13 protein-coding genes and 1 tRNA gene are annotated in these 14,245 nt (G+C 62.8%); 3 read left to right on the forward strand and 11 right to left on the reverse strand.

What is annotated here, in order from left to right; translation table 11 throughout:
• Positions 1-118 precede the first annotated feature (118 nt).
• The 4 genes from FFI89_RS02410 to FFI89_RS02425 form a co-directional block, all read right to left on the reverse strand.
• Positions 119-2,128, reverse strand: a complete 2,010-nt coding sequence (locus FFI89_RS02410; protein ID WP_138832561.1) for a hypothetical protein — start codon at positions 2,126-2,128, stop codon at positions 119-121.
• Between the two features lie 39 nt (positions 2,129-2,167).
• On the reverse strand, positions 2,168-3,304 hold the full coding sequence (locus FFI89_RS02415) for a phosphatase PAP2 family protein (protein WP_138832563.1): 1,137 nt from the start codon (positions 3,302-3,304) through the stop codon (positions 2,168-2,170).
• A gap of 121 nt (positions 3,305-3,425) precedes the next feature.
• Positions 3,426-5,351 carry an adenylate/guanylate cyclase domain-containing protein gene (locus FFI89_RS02420; protein WP_138832565.1) on the reverse strand — a complete coding sequence of 642 codons (1,926 nt, stop codon included), beginning with the start codon at positions 5,349-5,351 and terminating at the stop codon, positions 3,426-3,428.
• A 167-nt stretch (positions 5,352-5,518) separates the two neighbouring features.
• On the reverse strand, positions 5,519-6,001 hold the full coding sequence (locus tag FFI89_RS02425; RefSeq protein WP_138832567.1) for a MaoC family dehydratase: 483 nt from the start codon (positions 5,999-6,001) through the stop codon (positions 5,519-5,521).
• Between the two features lie 200 nt (positions 6,002-6,201).
• Here FFI89_RS02425 and FFI89_RS02430 point away from each other — a divergent pair, with 200 nt between their 5' ends.
• On the forward strand, positions 6,202-7,116 hold the full coding sequence (locus tag FFI89_RS02430; RefSeq protein WP_138832569.1) for a DMT family transporter: 915 nt from the start codon (positions 6,202-6,204) through the stop codon (positions 7,114-7,116).
• A 21-nt stretch (positions 7,117-7,137) separates the two neighbouring features.
• On the opposite strand, the gene FFI89_RS02435 is transcribed toward FFI89_RS02430, so the two are convergent.
• From FFI89_RS02435 to rplU, 3 genes are all read right to left on the reverse strand, one after another.
• A complete protein-coding gene (locus tag FFI89_RS02435) occupies positions 7,138-7,734 on the reverse strand; it encodes a GNAT family N-acetyltransferase (protein WP_138832571.1) in 597 nt (198 codons plus the stop codon).
• A 155-nt stretch (positions 7,735-7,889) separates the two neighbouring features.
• Entirely contained in the window at positions 7,890-8,159 is a 270-nt protein-coding gene (rpmA, locus tag FFI89_RS02440; protein WP_138832573.1) for a 50S ribosomal protein L27, read from the reverse strand.
• A 93-nt stretch (positions 8,160-8,252) separates the two neighbouring features.
• Positions 8,253-8,726: a 50S ribosomal protein L21 gene (rplU, locus tag FFI89_RS02445; RefSeq protein ID WP_138832575.1), complete on the reverse strand. Its 474-nt coding sequence runs from the start codon at positions 8,724-8,726 to the stop codon at positions 8,253-8,255.
• 387 nt (positions 8,727-9,113) lie between these two features.
• Here rplU and FFI89_RS02450 point away from each other — a divergent pair, with 387 nt between their 5' ends.
• On the forward strand, positions 9,114-10,214 hold the full coding sequence (locus tag FFI89_RS02450) for an ROK family protein (RefSeq protein WP_138832577.1): 1,101 nt from the start codon (positions 9,114-9,116) through the stop codon (positions 10,212-10,214).
• Positions 10,215-10,515: 301 nt separating this feature from the next.
• Here FFI89_RS02450 and FFI89_RS34205 read toward each other — a convergent pair whose 3' ends face one another.
• Positions 10,516-10,680: a hypothetical protein gene (locus FFI89_RS34205; RefSeq protein ID WP_168212754.1), complete on the reverse strand. Its 165-nt coding sequence runs from the start codon at positions 10,678-10,680 to the stop codon at positions 10,516-10,518.
• Positions 10,681-10,802: 122 nt separating this feature from the next.
• Here FFI89_RS34205 and FFI89_RS02455 point away from each other — a divergent pair.
• Positions 10,803-10,892: transfer RNA gene (locus FFI89_RS02455), tRNA-Ser, on the forward strand.
• Between the two features lie 44 nt (positions 10,893-10,936).
• Here the strand turns inward: FFI89_RS02455 and lon are convergent.
• The 3 genes from lon to FFI89_RS02470 form a co-directional block, all read right to left on the reverse strand.
• Positions 10,937-13,333 (reverse strand): endopeptidase La, encoded by a 2,397-nt coding sequence (lon, locus tag FFI89_RS02460; protein WP_138832579.1) that lies wholly within the window; start codon positions 13,331-13,333, stop codon positions 10,937-10,939.
• Positions 13,334-13,343: 10 nt separating this feature from the next.
• A complete protein-coding gene (locus FFI89_RS02465; RefSeq protein ID WP_138832581.1) occupies positions 13,344-13,751 on the reverse strand; it encodes an Hsp20/alpha crystallin family protein in 408 nt (135 codons plus the stop codon).
• A 292-nt stretch (positions 13,752-14,043) separates the two neighbouring features.
• The gene (locus FFI89_RS02470; protein ID WP_138832583.1) at positions 14,044-14,238 is read right to left on the reverse strand and encodes a hypothetical protein; all 195 of its coding nucleotides are present in this window, start codon (positions 14,236-14,238) and stop codon (positions 14,044-14,046) included.
• Positions 14,239-14,245: the final 7 nt, after the last annotated feature.

The raw sequence follows: 14,245 nt of genomic DNA on the forward strand, positions 1-14,245 counted from the left end.
ACCGGTTTTCCCTCCGGACAAACGCGAAGCGTTTGTCCGGAGACCATGCTCCAACAGAAGGATAGAGCGGGATGACGATTCGAAGAAAAGTCATCCCGCTCTGGGAATACGCGCTCGGCTACGGCGGTTCGAGATCGCCGCCGCCCCGTTCGGCAATTCCCGCAGGTGTCGTCGGGACACGGGTTGCGGCCGGAAGCGGCCCTCTGGCGACCTCGCGCGCCAGTTGCGGCGCCGCGGTGCTGGTGCCTACCAGGCGAAACACGCTGCCGCTCCTTGTGCCTCCGGCACGGATGCCCTGGAGAGCGAAAGTCTCGTCGCCGGGCAGCACGAAGTCGGGACCGCGACGAAGTGTGAGAGGACCGCTGCGCGCCGGGCCGGCCGACGAATACGGCGACTTGCGTCCATTGATAACGAAGTAGCCGCCGGCTACGTGCACGCTGGGGTCCTCGGCGGTAGCAATCCCGTTGAGGGTGCCGCCGCGTTGGGTCAGCGACCCGGTATTGTCGAACTCTCCATCGACGTAGGTGCAACCGGCCGACGCCGAGCGGGTTCGTTCCCAATTGGGGTCGACGAAATGCGAACGCTGGGCGCCCGTGTACACGCCAAGGTTCGGATCGGTGCGCGCCACATAGGCGTGGAGCTCTGCATTTTTGGGAATGCCGGTGACCTTGATCGTGTAGTCGCCATGTTCGGCCACAACCCCGGAGGCGGCGACGGTGGGTTCGACCTGAAGCCGCCACATCGCGTCGCTGCCCTGTACGAGCGGGCCGTCCACGCCGGCGGGCGACGATGGCGTGGTTGCCATGGCCGGTGTAAACGTAACGCCACTGGGCGAAGTGAGCGTTACGTCGACACCGCCGGCATCCGAGCTTTTCATCCATATTTCGGCGAAGCACAGCACGGTATTGTCGGGAGGAAGGCGCCAGGTCCATTCGACGTGGTCGGGTGGGCTCTTGCCCTGGGGGAATTGGATGTGACCGTCGGTTAGATAGGAATTGCCCGCTGCCAGAACGATTTCAAGCTTGGGTTTCCCCGGGGTCCCGTTGAATTCCTCGACAAACGCCGTCAGGTCCGTCTCCAGATCGGCTAGGCCATCGTGCGGTCCGGTCGTCGGCCCGTAGCTGAGGTTGATCACGACGTTCTTGGTTTTGATCGGGTCGGCATGTGACAGGATGTACTGGACGGCGTCGTGAACATACGCCTTGAGCCACACGCCGGTCGCATCGCGGATGCAGCTCTGGGAGAATTGCACGAACACCAGGTCGACCTTGCAAGCAGGGTCGGTGCCCGGCAGCCAGCTCGGCGGATCGCGGCGGTCCTGGCCAGGATGCATGGGACCGATGCGTGACGAAGTCGGGACGCGCCCCGCGAACACGTCCATCACATGCGCACCGTGTAACTTCCGGAGCGCGAGGTTGGTGAAGCCGGCATCCGCGTAACAGCCATCCTCGTCGATGCTGCCTGTCGGCGTCAAATGCCGTCCGATCCATTCATCCAATCCCATTTGTTGTGACGGCACGGCGAAATCGCGCCGGAATTCGAGGCCGTAGTTGAAGTCCGACGGTACCTCCCCGAACAGGCGTGGCGGGTTGCCGCTACCAATGACCGGGACCGGTTGCTTGCCCGTGTCCTGGTCCCAGATGGCCCGCACCCGCGTGCTGGCCGTACCCGCCTGGCTCCCGAGAAATTGCGCGGCCGCAAATGGGCAGCCGTCGTCCAGCACGCCGATCAGGAGCGCCCCGGGCGGATACTTGCCGTCCGCCCAGCGCTGGTTAACCGTCCTCTGGACGACGAGGTTCCGTTTGATCGTCACCTTCAACGGAAGCGACAGCTCGACCCTGGAAACATAATGATCCCAGACACGGCGTGCGCCGGAGTCGCGCACCGCGTGGGCGAGGCTACGCATCGTGACATAGCTGGCATTTTTTTCGGTCGGGCCGAGCTCGACACGACTGCCGGCTTTCCTCATGTTCCGGACGAATTCGTTGGCCTGTCCGGCCTTCTTGAGCGCCACGAGGAAGAACAGCAGGGATTTCCCGTCGAAATACTCGATGTTCTTGAAGTTCGTCGAGATCGCGTAGCGGAGATACGGACCAAAGCACTGCGGGTAGCGGTCGCGTTTGGGCATGGGATGGCCTCTGCTTCGGGTTGCAGGACGCTGCTTTGCCTACAGGAATTTACCGGCCCACTCCTCTCGCGCCTTGAGCCAGAAATACTTCAGCAAAGGCGACGGCGTGATAGTCGCGCCGGTGGATTGGGAATAGAACGGCCCGCCGCTGAGTGACTGGGTGACCGTGTCGAACGGATTGAAGTCCGTCGCGGGTGCGGCGTCGATTCCCGCGGCGAGGAACTTTCGCCCCTTGAATTTCTTGCCGCCCGTGCAACGCCCGACGACGTATTCACCCAAGGCAACACCCAGCATGCGTCCTGCCATGCTATCGACCGGGAAATGCACTCCCGCAATGACGCGGTTGGTCGTGATCCGCGCCGCCTGTCGCTCGAACTGGTCGATCACCGTTGGGTATTTTGGTTGTCCAGCGTTGTTTTTCGCATCGAGATAGAGCAGCGACTTCAACACGTGCGCGACCGCATAGGCCTGCGTCGCGTGTCCCATCGGAAACGTTCCGTGCCCCGGGGTTGTGATCATCGGTTGCACCTGGGCGTTGTATTCGACCGGACGCCAGCAAGCCAGCGCGTGCTTGAACCGCATTTCAACATACACGCAGAACTGCAGCGTGATGTTGATCAGTTCGAGCGTTCGCCTGGTCCGGTCGGGATGCAAGTAAGGGATCGAGGACCAGAAAGCATACTGGGGATCGATCTGCGCCAGGACTTCCGTGGCGCGTTCATCACGCAGTTCAGCCCAGCTGAGGACCAGCGGAATCTGTTTCGCGAACGTCGCATGCTTCGGACGTCCGATTTCCGCGATGAGGGATGCGGACGAACGGACCCGGAATCCCTTGCCCGACAGCGATTTGTCAAGATTGATCCCGTGCATCATTTCGCCGACCGCCAGGAAGGCGCGAACCCACGGCTCCCAACGCTCCATCTGGATCGCATGATCGATGCCCGGCAATGCCGGCGCGTAGGTGTCCGTATCAGGAACAGTGGTCCCTTCGCGCCCGAGAATGAGCGCTTCCACCATGACCGGATTGGCATAGGCATCGGCCATCGTGCCGAAGATTGAGCCGCCGGCTCCGCCGACGCCGGCTGCTCCGCCAACTCCACCGGCTCCGCCCGCGCCGCCGGCGCCTCCCGCTCCACCTGCGCCGCCCGCTCCGCCTGCTCCGCCCAGTTGGCTCATCTCGGCCTCCCTGTGAGTTAAGTCAGCTTCCCGATGGTAATCCTGTCATTGCGGGCAATTTGCCCGGTTGTGATCGCCCCAAATGTGTACTCGTTCACACGAGCCGGACATTTTTCCGAGATCAATGCCGGCTCGAGGTGCCATTTCCCGATGGCAAACCTGCCATTGCCAGACAGCACGCCCACTGCCGCCCGGTTTCAAGCTCCGCATTCGGCATGCGCGCAAGATATCTCTCCACGGTCAGTTGCGGCTCGAGCTGCCGCACCCTGGCGAGCGTCTCGCGCGCCTCATCCATTCGACCCTGTGCGACGAGCGAGATCGTCAGGGCCCGCCAGGTCGAAGGGTGCATGCGGTGCAGCACCAGCGACGCGCGCGCAAGCCTTTCGGCATTCTCGTATTGTTGCGCGGAAAGCTCAGCCGTCGCGCCGAGGGACTCGAAATAATAGCGCTGCGGATCGAGTGGAGAGAGCTCCATCGCGCGGCGTGTCGCGTCCACTGCCGCCTTTCCTTCTCCCATGAACGCGCTGACCGTGCCGAGATAGAGCCAGCCGAGGGCGTGGCTGGGGTTGGCATTCACGGCGTCGTTGCAGCGCTTGCGCGCGGTGTCCAGGTCCTTCAACAGGTGACAATAGACGAACCCTTCGGTGGCCAGCGCGAGCGCGTCGGACGGATCCCGGTCGAGGGCGGCGTGGGTGGTGCTCAAGGCCTCGGTCGCCTCGCGCTTGCGGTCCTCCGACCAGCCGCGCGTCACCTGCAGAATGTACCAATTGCCGAGCCAGGCGCGCGGGGCTGCGACCCGGCCATGCCGGTTGATCAGTTCGTCAAGGATCTTGCGGGTCTGGAGGAATTCATCCTTGTTGGAGCGGTGCATCAACTTGATGCTGCCAAGCAGCAGCGAGTAGCTCTCGAGAGTCGGCAGCGGTTGGGTCAGAATATGCTCGACCTCGGCGTCGAATACGGCGAAATGCACCGCCTGGGCGATACGATCCGCCAGTTCGCTTTCCGGCCTCAAGAGATCGCCGATTTCGCCGTTCAACCGGTCGGTCCAGACGACCCGGTTGGTGCGCGCTTCGGAGAGTTCGGCGGTCACCATGATCTGGCCTGCATTCGCAACATACGCGCCACTGAGGACATAGGTGGCGCCAAGATGCGCCGACACCTCTCCGACGTCGTTCGCACGGCCGCGGAACACCGCTGTCGACAGGCGCGAAATCACTTTCAGGTCTGCCGCCTTCGACAGTCGCCAGATCACGCTGTCGGCAATCAAGTTGCCGACATCGAAAAGCGCCGGGGTGTCGTTCCTCGCGGAGAAAGGGATCACGGCGATGGTCGGCTGCATGGCCGTTCCATAGTCGCGCCGCCCGGTGAGGCCTGGATGCGGGCTGGCCGGGCCGACCCGGTACGCCCGAACCGGCTTGTCAAAATGCTTGAGAATGCAATCGCCCAGATCCTCGCACGACGCATCGACGCCGTGCGTAAGCTCGTCGCGCGCCGCGGCACTGCCGATGGTCTCGCCGGGATTGGCCAGGCTGGCCAGGGCGGCTGCCAGCTGCTCATGGGCCGACGCGCTCGCAATCGTCTCGCCCGGTCCGGCCAGCGTGGCCAACCGCGCTGCGAGATTTACGCCGGTCCCGTAGATATCGAGGCCGTCGCTCCATGCCATCGCGGCGTTGATGCCGGCGCGCAACTGGAAATGCTGATCTTCGGGGAGGCCCGCGTTGTGCGCGTCAAGTGTCCGGTGCATGTCGGCGGCGGCATCGACGGCGTCGGGCACCGCCTCGAAGCGAGCCATCAGGCCGTCGCCCAGGCTCTTCACCAGGACGCCGCGACGGCGCGGCAGGATCTCGGTCGTAACGATACGGGCAAAGTCTGCCCATCGGCGCACGCTGGAGGCTTCGTGCTCCTGCATCAGCCTGACCGATTCCACGAGGTCGACCAACAACACGACGGTCTCTTGGCGTACGAGGCCGACGGCGGCGCCACGAACGGAGGATCGCTCGGTCGGGGCGGCCTGCGCTTCGCCTTTGTCCACCGCGTCATCGTTCATGCTGAACCAGCTCGCGATCCCGATCCTGGCATCCTAGGAGGTATAAATCGGCAAGCCAAGAGGGCGGGAAATGGTCGCGTCGGTTGAACGGATGCCGAACTGCCAAATGCCGGATGCGCCCCCTGGATCGATGACCGGGCGGCGGCGTCACCTTCAGCCATGCGTCATTATTGGGCAGGCCGCCTTCGAACCAGAAACTTCTGCATCCCTTGCAGCACCAGCTCCTTGCGCTGGTTGAACACGGTCGAGCGCAGTGTCACCACGCCGGTGCTGCGGCCGGGCACCAGTTCGATCACTTCGAGTGCGGGATAGATGGTGTCACCGGCATAGACCGGCTTCAGGAACCTGCTCGATTGTTCGAGAAATCCGACCAGCGATTCCTCGACGATGTAGGGAAACAGCCCGGCGCCCGGCGCGGTATGCGCCAGGGTCTGGAAACCGTGCGCGAGCAGATCCGGCATGCCGCGGGTGCGGCAATATTCGACATCGTAATGGATCGGGTGGGTGTCGCCGCTCGCGGTCTGGAATGCCGCGAATACCGCCGACGTCTGGGTCCGGCTCGGGATCACGAAGCGCTCGCCGAGCACAAAATCTTCGAACCAGCGCTGCTCACTCACCATGCGATGTTGGGCGGGATCGAAGTCGGTCATATCAGGGTTTCCTCTCGGGACGTTTCTTTGTTGCCGGTCTACCGGTATCGCAGCGCCGCGCCTGCGACAATTGGTACAATTCGACCGGCTCGCGCGCGCCCCATCCTACTTTGCATGGGGTTGTTTTCGCGATTTTGTGTCTGGGGCCCTGCGGTGTGCCGCTATGGACATCCCGGGCGTCACCGTCTTTAAGGCTTCGCATGAGTCTGTTCGCCAAATTATCGACCTATGACGAGCGTTCGGCGCGGCTGGCCGGCATCGGGCTGATGCTGCTGTCGATCTTCATGTTCTCGTTCGGCGATGCGCTCGGCAAATTCATGGTCGCGACCTATTCGGTCGGGCAGTTGCTGTGGCTGCGGGCCTGCGCCGCGCTATTGGTGCTGTTGCCGATGATCTGGAAGCAACGCGCCGAATTCACCCGCCTCGAGCGGCCGTGGCTGCAACTGCTCCGCGTGACGCTTTCCACGCTCGAGGTCGCCGCGTTCTTTCTCGCCACCGTCTATCTGCCGCTCGCCGACGTCATCACCTACTACCTGGCGTCGCCGATTTTCGTCACCGCGCTGTCGGGAATCGTACTCGGCGAGCACGTCGGCTGGCGGCGCTGGACCGCGATCCTGATCGGGTTCTGCGGCGTGCTGATTGCGATGCGTCCGTCCGCGCAGACCGTGAGCTGGCCCGCGATGATCGCGCTCGGCGGCAGTATATCGTTCGCATTCCTGATGCTGATCACGCGCTCGCTGCGGGCGACCCCGGATATCGTGCTGGCGTCGTCGCAGTTCGCCGGCACGTTCCTGCTCGGTGCGCTGCTGTCGCCGATCGGCTGGGTCACGCCGTCGCTCGGCAGCCTCGGCCTGTTCGCCACCGCCGGGCTGATTTCGGTAGGCGCGCTGCTATGCGTCAACCGCTCGCTGAAACTGGCGCCGGCCAGCGTCGTCGTGCCCTATCAATATTCGATGATCGTGTGGGCGGTGATCTTCGGTTTCGTGGTGTGGGGCGACGTGCCGTCGCCCGCGACCATCATCGGGGCCGCCATCATCATCGGCGCCGGGCTCTACATCTTCCTGCGCGAGCAGAAGCTGGGACGCCAGGCAGCGGTGGTCAGTCCGCCGGTGTGAAACGTCGCAATGACGACGGAACTACCGGTCCCGCCGCGTCGAACTTCCCCAGTTCTTCAGCGACGCCCACACGCTGCGCGACAGCCGGAAGCGGTCGACCGGGGTCGAGCATCCCAGCGCCTCGAAGCGGTGCAGCTCGACGCCGCTCCACTGGAAGCCGCATTTCTCCAGGATGTTGCGCGAGGACGGGTTGGCGACCCGCGCGCCCGAGACCAGGTGCTCGGCATCGAATTCCTCGAAGAAGAAATCGATCACCGCGCGTGCGGCCTCGGTGCCGAAACCACGGCCCCAATGCTCGACACCCAGCCAATAGCCGAGTTCGGGCGCGTCCTGTTCACGCCAGTCGATGCCGACCATGCCGATCGGCGAATGCGTGTGCTCGATCAGGAACACAGTCTCGCGGCGATCGGCAGCCATCGCGCGCACGAATTCGACGGCATGATCCTGCAGATAGGGGTGCGGCAACCGGCGGGTATTTTCGGCAATGCGGCGATCGTTGGCGAGATGCGCAATCGCTTTTACGTCCGCGAGAGTGGGCCGGCGCAGCGCCAGCCGTTCGGTATCGAGGACGCAGCTACGTGCCTCACGCAAGGCCGGGGTGGGGATGTCCTGCAACATTGGAGGGCTCCTTGAAGGCAGCTCTTGGGTTATTGCGTGTGTCCTGACGGCACACGCGCAATAAAAAAGGGAGGCCGGTTTCCCGCCTCCCCCTTGGAGCCCATTTTGACTCCGCCGGTTCAACAGGACCCGGCGGACTCAAGTATGTCCACCGTCTATTCGGCCGCCTCCGCCATCGGAACCACCGATACGAAAGTGCGACCATTGCCTTTTGCGCGAAACTCGACGTGACCTTCAACCTTGGCGAACAGAGTATGGTCAGTGCCCATGCCGACATTAAGGCCGGGATGCCAGGTGGTGCCGCGCTGACGCGCGATGATGTTGCCGGGAATCACGTGCTCGCCGCCATAGGCCTTGATTCCAAGGCGCTTGCCCGCTGAATCACGTCCGTTCCGCGATGAACCGCCTGCTTTTTTGTGAGCCATGGCCCGTCTCCGACTTCGCTTTAAGTTCTAGATCAATTCCTTGACGGAATCATTTCACTTTTTATCACGCTTCAATTTCTTGAAGCGTTTCGATCACTTTTTCGCGGCGGCCTTCTTGGCCGGAGCCTTCTTCGCCACCGCCTTCTTGGCGACGGCCTTTTTGGCGGGCGCCTTCTTCTTCGGTGCCTCGTCGCCTTCAGCGGCGGGAGCGACAACCTTTTCCCTCTTCGGCCGCGGGCCGATCGAAGGCTTGGCGTTGTCGGTCAGGATCTCGGTGATGCGAAGCACCGTGATCTCGTCGCGATAACCGCGCTTGCGGCGTGAATTCTTGCGGCGGCGCTTCTTGAACGCGATCACCTTCGGGCCGCGCTTGTGGTCCAGCACTTCGGCCGCAACCGAAGCACCCACAACCGTCGGGACGCCCAGCACCGGCGTGTCACCGCCGACCACCAGAACTTCGCCAAGCTGCACGATCGTGCCGACATCGCCGGCGATCTTGCCTATCTCGAGTACATCATTCGGAACGACGCGGTATTGCCGGCCGCCGGTTTTGATGACTGCGAACATCGTTTTATTCCTTCGTGTTCGATCCCGGCCTCGGGCATATCCCTTCAAAGGGTTTGTCCGGGTCGGCTTTTTGGTCAGTCGTTATGGGTACGATTTTCGCGCGGGTCGGGGGCGAACCCCTCAAAATCGCGCAAAAACAAGCGGCGCGAGAAATCCCGCGCCGGATGCGGGGACTTATAGCCGCTGAAAGCCATGAGTCAAGGAAAACGGACCCGAAAAGCGGCCAAAAATGAAGGATTTGGGCCGAAACGGGGTTGATAGCGAGTGGCGGATGGCGAATAGGGCAGGCCCCGCCCCCCTTCGCCCTTCGCCGTTCACCATTCGCCCCCTGAAACCAAAGGGTTCCCCACCCGTTGTCCCCGCGAAATCCGGCAGGGCAGGGAAAACATGGCAGAAGACATCATCACGACCACGGGTATCGCCCGTCACGGTGCCACCCGGCTGCCGTCGGTGGAGGTCGACAGCTTCAATATCGAACTGAAGGACGACGACGGCTTTCTCGGCGACCGCGCCAGCAAGGGCGCGTTTCGCGAGATTCTGGACGGCTTGCGCAAACCGTTGAAGAAAAACGGTGACGATCCCTTAGGGAAAAAATCCGCCGGGGAGATCGCCAAGAGCGATCTCGACGCGGCGCTGGTCGGCGACGATATCCACGCTTCGGCATTGGTGCACGGCGCGATCGAGGAATTCGCGCAGGAACTGGCCCATGTGACCGGGAAATTCCTCAAGACCAAGGCCTGGGCCGATACCGAACGCATCGTGGTCGGCGGCGGCTTTCGCCAGAGCCGGGTCGGCGAACTCGCCATTGCCCGCACCGACATCATCCTCAAGGCTGAAGACTTCAAGGTCGACCTGGTGCCGATCCGTTTTCATCCCGATGATGCCGGCCTGATCGGCACGCTGCATCTGGCGCCGTCCTGGATCTTCGAAGCCCATGACAGCATTCTCGCCGTCGACATCGGCGGCACCAACATCCGCTGCGGGGTGGTCGAGACGTGCTGGAAGAAGGCGCCCGATCTTTCCAAGGCCTCGGTGTGGAAGTCCGAACTGTGGCGGCACGCCGACGACGAGCCGACGCGCGAGGGCGCGGTGAAGCGGCTGGTCAAGATGCTGAAGGATCTGATCGCGGCGTCCGGGGAAGAAGGCCTGAAGCTCGCGCCGTTCATCGGCATCGCCTGTCCCGGCGTCATCAACGAGGACGGCTCGATCGAGAAGGGCGCGCAGAATCTGCCGGGCAATTGGGAGAGCAGCAAATTCAACCTGCCGGCGAGTCTGGTGGACGCGATCCCCGAGATCGGCGATCACGACACCGCCGTGCTGATGCACAATGATGGCGTGACGCAGGGACTTTCCGAGGTTCCGTTCATGCAGGATGTCGAGCGCTGGGGCGTGCTGACCATCGGCACCGGGCTCGGCAATGCACGCTTTACCAACCGGCGGAAGGACAACGGCAGGGACGAGAAGAAGGCGAAAAAGAGCAAGGATTAGCATTCGCGCAAATTCAGAGCGGTCATTCCGGGGCGATGCAACGCATCGAACTGCGATATGCAATTGCACATTGGAGAACCTTGAGATTCCCCGCGGTGCAATTGCACCGTTGAGATCTGGTGCTTACGCGGAATGACGAGTCTGTGATGGTTCCCTCGCGCCCGGTAAGGTTGACTGGTTAGGTTAAAACCGGGATCGCGTTGCCGTTTCCGCTCGCGTTGCTACCGTCATCTGGTCGCTCCCCTCTGACCGGCGAAGCCGCACTTCCCGGCCAGAATTTCGATGAAGCGGCACGGGGCCGTCAGTGTTTTGTCGCGTCTGGCGGCCCCACCTTTTCCTGCCTTTGCAAATCCGCCCAAGCCAAGCCGATGCGCGTGAACAACGCCGCCATCTCGCCTGCCGCGCGGTCGGGGTTCGCGCGACCTCGAACGCCGGATTGTTGGCTCGAAATCGTCAAATACACCATTCCGGGCTCCGGTTTCGGGCCTCCGGCCCCTCGGAATTCTTGGCGCCGCGCCTTGTCTGGCCTGCCATCCTCGCCTAGAACTCGCCCCGACCGTGGGTGAGGAATCACCCCAAATGGCGCCTGGAGAGGTGGCAGAGTGGTCGAATGCACCGCACTCGAAATGCGGCATAGGTGCAAGCCTATCGGGGGTTCGAATCCCTCCCTCTCCGCCAGTTACTCGAAAAACAACAGCGGACCTTTTGAAGGATGCCGACAATCACTCCGCGGCTGCGGGGGTTGTCCTGGCGCCACCCTCGAGAGCCGCGGCGATTGCGTCGTCCACCCGTTCGAGCCAGATGAATTCCAGTTTGTTGCGGGCGCCGGCCGGGATTTCATCGAAATCGCGTCGGTTCCTTGCGGGCAGCATGACGCGGGTCAAGCCTGCGGCGGCGGCTGCGACCACTTTCTCCTTGATGCCACCAACCGGAAGCACCAGGCCCCGCAGCGAAATCTCGCCGGTCATGGCGGTGTCGCTTCGGACCGTGCGATCCGTGAGCAGCGAGGTGAGGGCGGTAAACATCGCGACACCTGCGCTCGGGCCGTCCTTCGGCGTCGCTCCCGCCGGGACGTGGACGTGGATGTCGCTCTTCTCGAAGATGGCCGCATCGATGCCGAGCTGAGATGCCCGGCTCTTCACCAGGGTCAGCGCGGCCTGCACGCTCTCGCGCATCACCTCGCCAAGCTGGCCGGTGAGGATCAGCACGCCTTTGCCGGGTGTGCGCGACGCTTCGATAAAGAGAATGTCGCCGCCGACCGGCGTCCAGGCGAGCCCGGTTGCAACTCCGGGAACGCTCGTGCGCATGGCAATTTCATTCTCGAACCGTGGCTGACCAAGCAGCGGCGCGATGTCGTCTGCAGTGATAACCACACGGCTCGCGCTGCCTTCCGCGATCTGGACTGCGACGTTGCGGAAGACCTTGCCGATTTCGCGCTCGAGATTGCGAACGCCGGCCTCGCGGGTATAGCTTCGGATGATCAATCTGAGAGCATCCGGATCGATCTCGGCCTGTCCGGGCTTCAGCCCGTTGGCCTCGAGCTGGCGGCGAACCAGATAGCGCCGCGCGATCTCGAGCTTCTCGTCCTCAGTGTATCCTGGGAGACTTATGATCTCCATCCGGTCCAGCAGCGGACCAGGAACACTGTCGAGCATGTTTGCGGTAGCGATGAATACGACGCGCGAGAGGTCGAACGGCACGCCGAGATAGTTGTCGCGGAACGTCGCATTCTGCTCGGGGTCGAGTACTTCGAGCATCGCGGCAGAGGGATCGCCCTGAATTCCGCGTCCCATCTTGTCGATCTCGTCGAGCATCATCACGCAATTGCGTGCCCCGGCCTTCTTGATCGCCTGAATGATGTTGCCCGGGAGCGCGCCGATATAGGTACGGCGATGACCGCGGATCTCCGCCTCGTCATGAACGCCGCCGAGGCTGACCCGGACGAACGGTCGCGCCATCGCGCGTGCGATGGACTGTCCCAGGGAGGTCTTGCCGACGCCGGGTGGTCCGACGAAGCAGAGGATGGGTGCCTTGCCGCTCGGTGACAGCTTCCTCACAGCCAGATATTCGATGATCCGGCTTTTGATCTTTTCCAGGCCGTAGTGGTCCTCGTCGAGAATTCGTCGCGCCTCTGCAATGTCGATCGGCTTTTCTTCCGGCAGGCTCCAGGGCAGCTCGATCAGCCAGTCGAGGTAGCTTCGGGCCATGCCGGCTTCCGCAGCGGCCTCGGGCATCCGTTCATAGCGGCGAAGTTCCTTGCGCGCCTGGCCTTCGGCCTCCGGCGGCATTTTGGCCTTGATGATTGCTTCGTTCAGTTCCGCCACCTCCTGCGCCTTCCCGTCGCCTTCCCCAAGCTGGCGCTGGATGGTTGCCATCTGCTCGCGAAGGATCGCCTCGCGTTGACGCTCGTCGAAGGTGGCCTTGGTCTGCAGTCCAATCTCCTGACTGAGCCGCAGCACCTCGATGCGCTCGGCGAGATGGCGCGAAACCTTGTCCATCCGCAGCGCAAGATCAATCGTCTCGAGGATTTCCTGCTTTTCCTGCGGCTTGATGTCCATGTAGGAGGTCGCAAGATCGGCCAGGGTTGCGGGCGAGGTCGTGCCCTGCAGCGCCGCGATCAATTCCGGCGGCACCTGCGGCAGCAGCTGCGCGGCCTCAAGGGCCTGCCGTTGTAAATTCAGAAAGCGCGCCTCGATCTCCGGCGATTTGGTCGTGGGCTCCGGTATCTGCAGAACACGAGCCGTCAGAAACGGCGTACCCGGGATGTAGTCGAGCACGCGCATGCGTTGCACGCCCTGGCAGACGAGGTGATGGCTTTCGTCGGGTCCAGTGAGGTAGCGAACGATATTGGCGACGGTGCCGACGCGGTAGAGATCGTCGGGGCCGGGGTCGCTCAACTCCGGATCGCGCTGAAGCAGGATGCCGATCTGCCGCTGTTCGCGCACCGCTTGCTGTGCAGCGGCAACAGATTTCGGTCGCGCTATGGTAATCGGCATGATGACGTCCGGAAACAGCACGGTGTGGCGTACCGGGACAATGATGAGAGCATCTCCCGGAATCGGGGGCGAAGGATCGGATGACGATACCGGCGCTGAGCTTGATACATCGGAAGAGGACATGCCGAACTCCTCAGCTGGATTTTCCTAGCCGTAACCCGACGCAGCCGTGAGCAGCGAAGCGGGTGATGGTGTAGCGTCCTGTTGGCAACGGGATGCGGCGCTCGAACCGGCCCTGCGGCAGTTCGAGGCGCAGAATGCGGGCATTGCGGAGTTCCGCGGGCAATGTGCGGCGTCCACTGATCACCAGCGCTCCCTTGTCGAGCAGTGCCTCGACTTCATGGGGATCGACTCCCGGCAACGCGATCAGGATGAGAATCTCGTCGTCTGTCTCAATCACGTCGATGGGCGGTTCCCAGACCGGCTCGCGCTTTCCCGTGAGCGGCTGCAGATTCAGGAATCGCTGATGCAGGCGCTCGGCCCGCGCGAGCGTCTCGATTGCATCGGAAAGCATCCAGTTGATGGGATCCTTGGGCGGCATGGCTACTCTCCAAGTCACATCGATCCGGACGGGAGGTTACCGATGTTGCACCCGGCCGTAAACCGGCTCCAGACAAAGTTCGCCGGTGCCGGCGCGTTCAGTTTGAAGCTGCCGCGCCCGACACCATGCCGCGCCCGGCCATTGCGCCAAACCTGTCGTCGCGCCGAATGATTGGGTCACGCCAAAATTGTGTCGGAGCCCCGGCCCACGCCGAACCGCAACGCTCCAGGGGCGATTCCGCGCGACGTAGCTCAAGCCAGAAGTCTGCGTAGGGCGTTCAGGCGATCCGTGCTCAATCCATGTCGCGGAAGGCGTGACCGTTAGCCTTGATTTTCTTCACAAGGTCCGGTGGCAAGTCCGCTTGCGACGCGGTGCCATCGAACACCCATTCCTTGGAATCGACCAGATCGGGAAGACCCGCTCCTTTGTGCACATAGAGGCCAACGGACGACTTTTGCGGATTAAGGTAGAGATCGTACTCTTGCATCAAGATA

The organism is Bradyrhizobium sp. KBS0727 (assembly GCF_005937885.2).
In the GTDB taxonomy this organism is placed as follows: Bacteria; Pseudomonadota; Alphaproteobacteria; order Rhizobiales; family Xanthobacteraceae; genus Bradyrhizobium.

What these genes read in the sequence shown, in the direction of transcription:
- lon (WP_138832579.1), bottom strand. Translation starts at nt 13,333, where the DNA reads ATGTCCTCTTCCGATGTATCAAGCTCAGCGCCGGTATCGTCATCCGAT.
- FFI89_RS02465 (WP_138832581.1), bottom strand. Translation starts at nt 13,751, where the DNA reads ATGCCGCCCAAGGATCCCATCAACTGGATGCTTTCCGATGCAATCGAG.
- FFI89_RS02420 (WP_138832565.1), bottom strand. Translation starts at nt 5,351, where the DNA reads ATGAACGATGACGCGGTGGACAAAGGCGAAGCGCAGGCCGCCCCGACC.
- rplU (WP_138832575.1), bottom strand. Translation starts at nt 8,726, where the DNA reads ATGTTCGCAGTCATCAAAACCGGCGGCCGGCAATACCGCGTCGTTCCG.
- FFI89_RS02470 (WP_138832583.1), bottom strand. Translation starts at nt 14,238, where the DNA reads ATGCAAGAGTACGATCTCTACCTTAATCCGCAAAAGTCGTCCGTTGGC.
- FFI89_RS34205 (WP_168212754.1), bottom strand. Translation starts at nt 10,680, where the DNA reads ATGGTGTATTTGACGATTTCGAGCCAACAATCCGGCGTTCGAGGTCGC.
- FFI89_RS02415 (WP_138832563.1), bottom strand. Translation starts at nt 3,304, where the DNA reads ATGAGCCAACTGGGCGGAGCAGGCGGAGCGGGCGGCGCAGGTGGAGCG.
- FFI89_RS02425 (WP_138832567.1), bottom strand. Translation starts at nt 6,001, where the DNA reads ATGACCGACTTCGATCCCGCCCAACATCGCATGGTGAGTGAGCAGCGC.
- FFI89_RS02450 (WP_138832577.1), top strand. Translation starts at nt 9,114, where the DNA reads ATGGCAGAAGACATCATCACGACCACGGGTATCGCCCGTCACGGTGCC.
- FFI89_RS02435 (WP_138832571.1), bottom strand. Translation starts at nt 7,734, where the DNA reads ATGTTGCAGGACATCCCCACCCCGGCCTTGCGTGAGGCACGTAGCTGC.
- FFI89_RS02410 (WP_138832561.1), bottom strand. Translation starts at nt 2,128, where the DNA reads ATGCCCAAACGCGACCGCTACCCGCAGTGCTTTGGTCCGTATCTCCGC.
- FFI89_RS02430 (WP_138832569.1), top strand. Translation starts at nt 6,202, where the DNA reads ATGAGTCTGTTCGCCAAATTATCGACCTATGACGAGCGTTCGGCGCGG.
- rpmA (WP_138832573.1), bottom strand. Translation starts at nt 8,159, where the DNA reads ATGGCTCACAAAAAAGCAGGCGGTTCATCGCGGAACGGACGTGATTCA.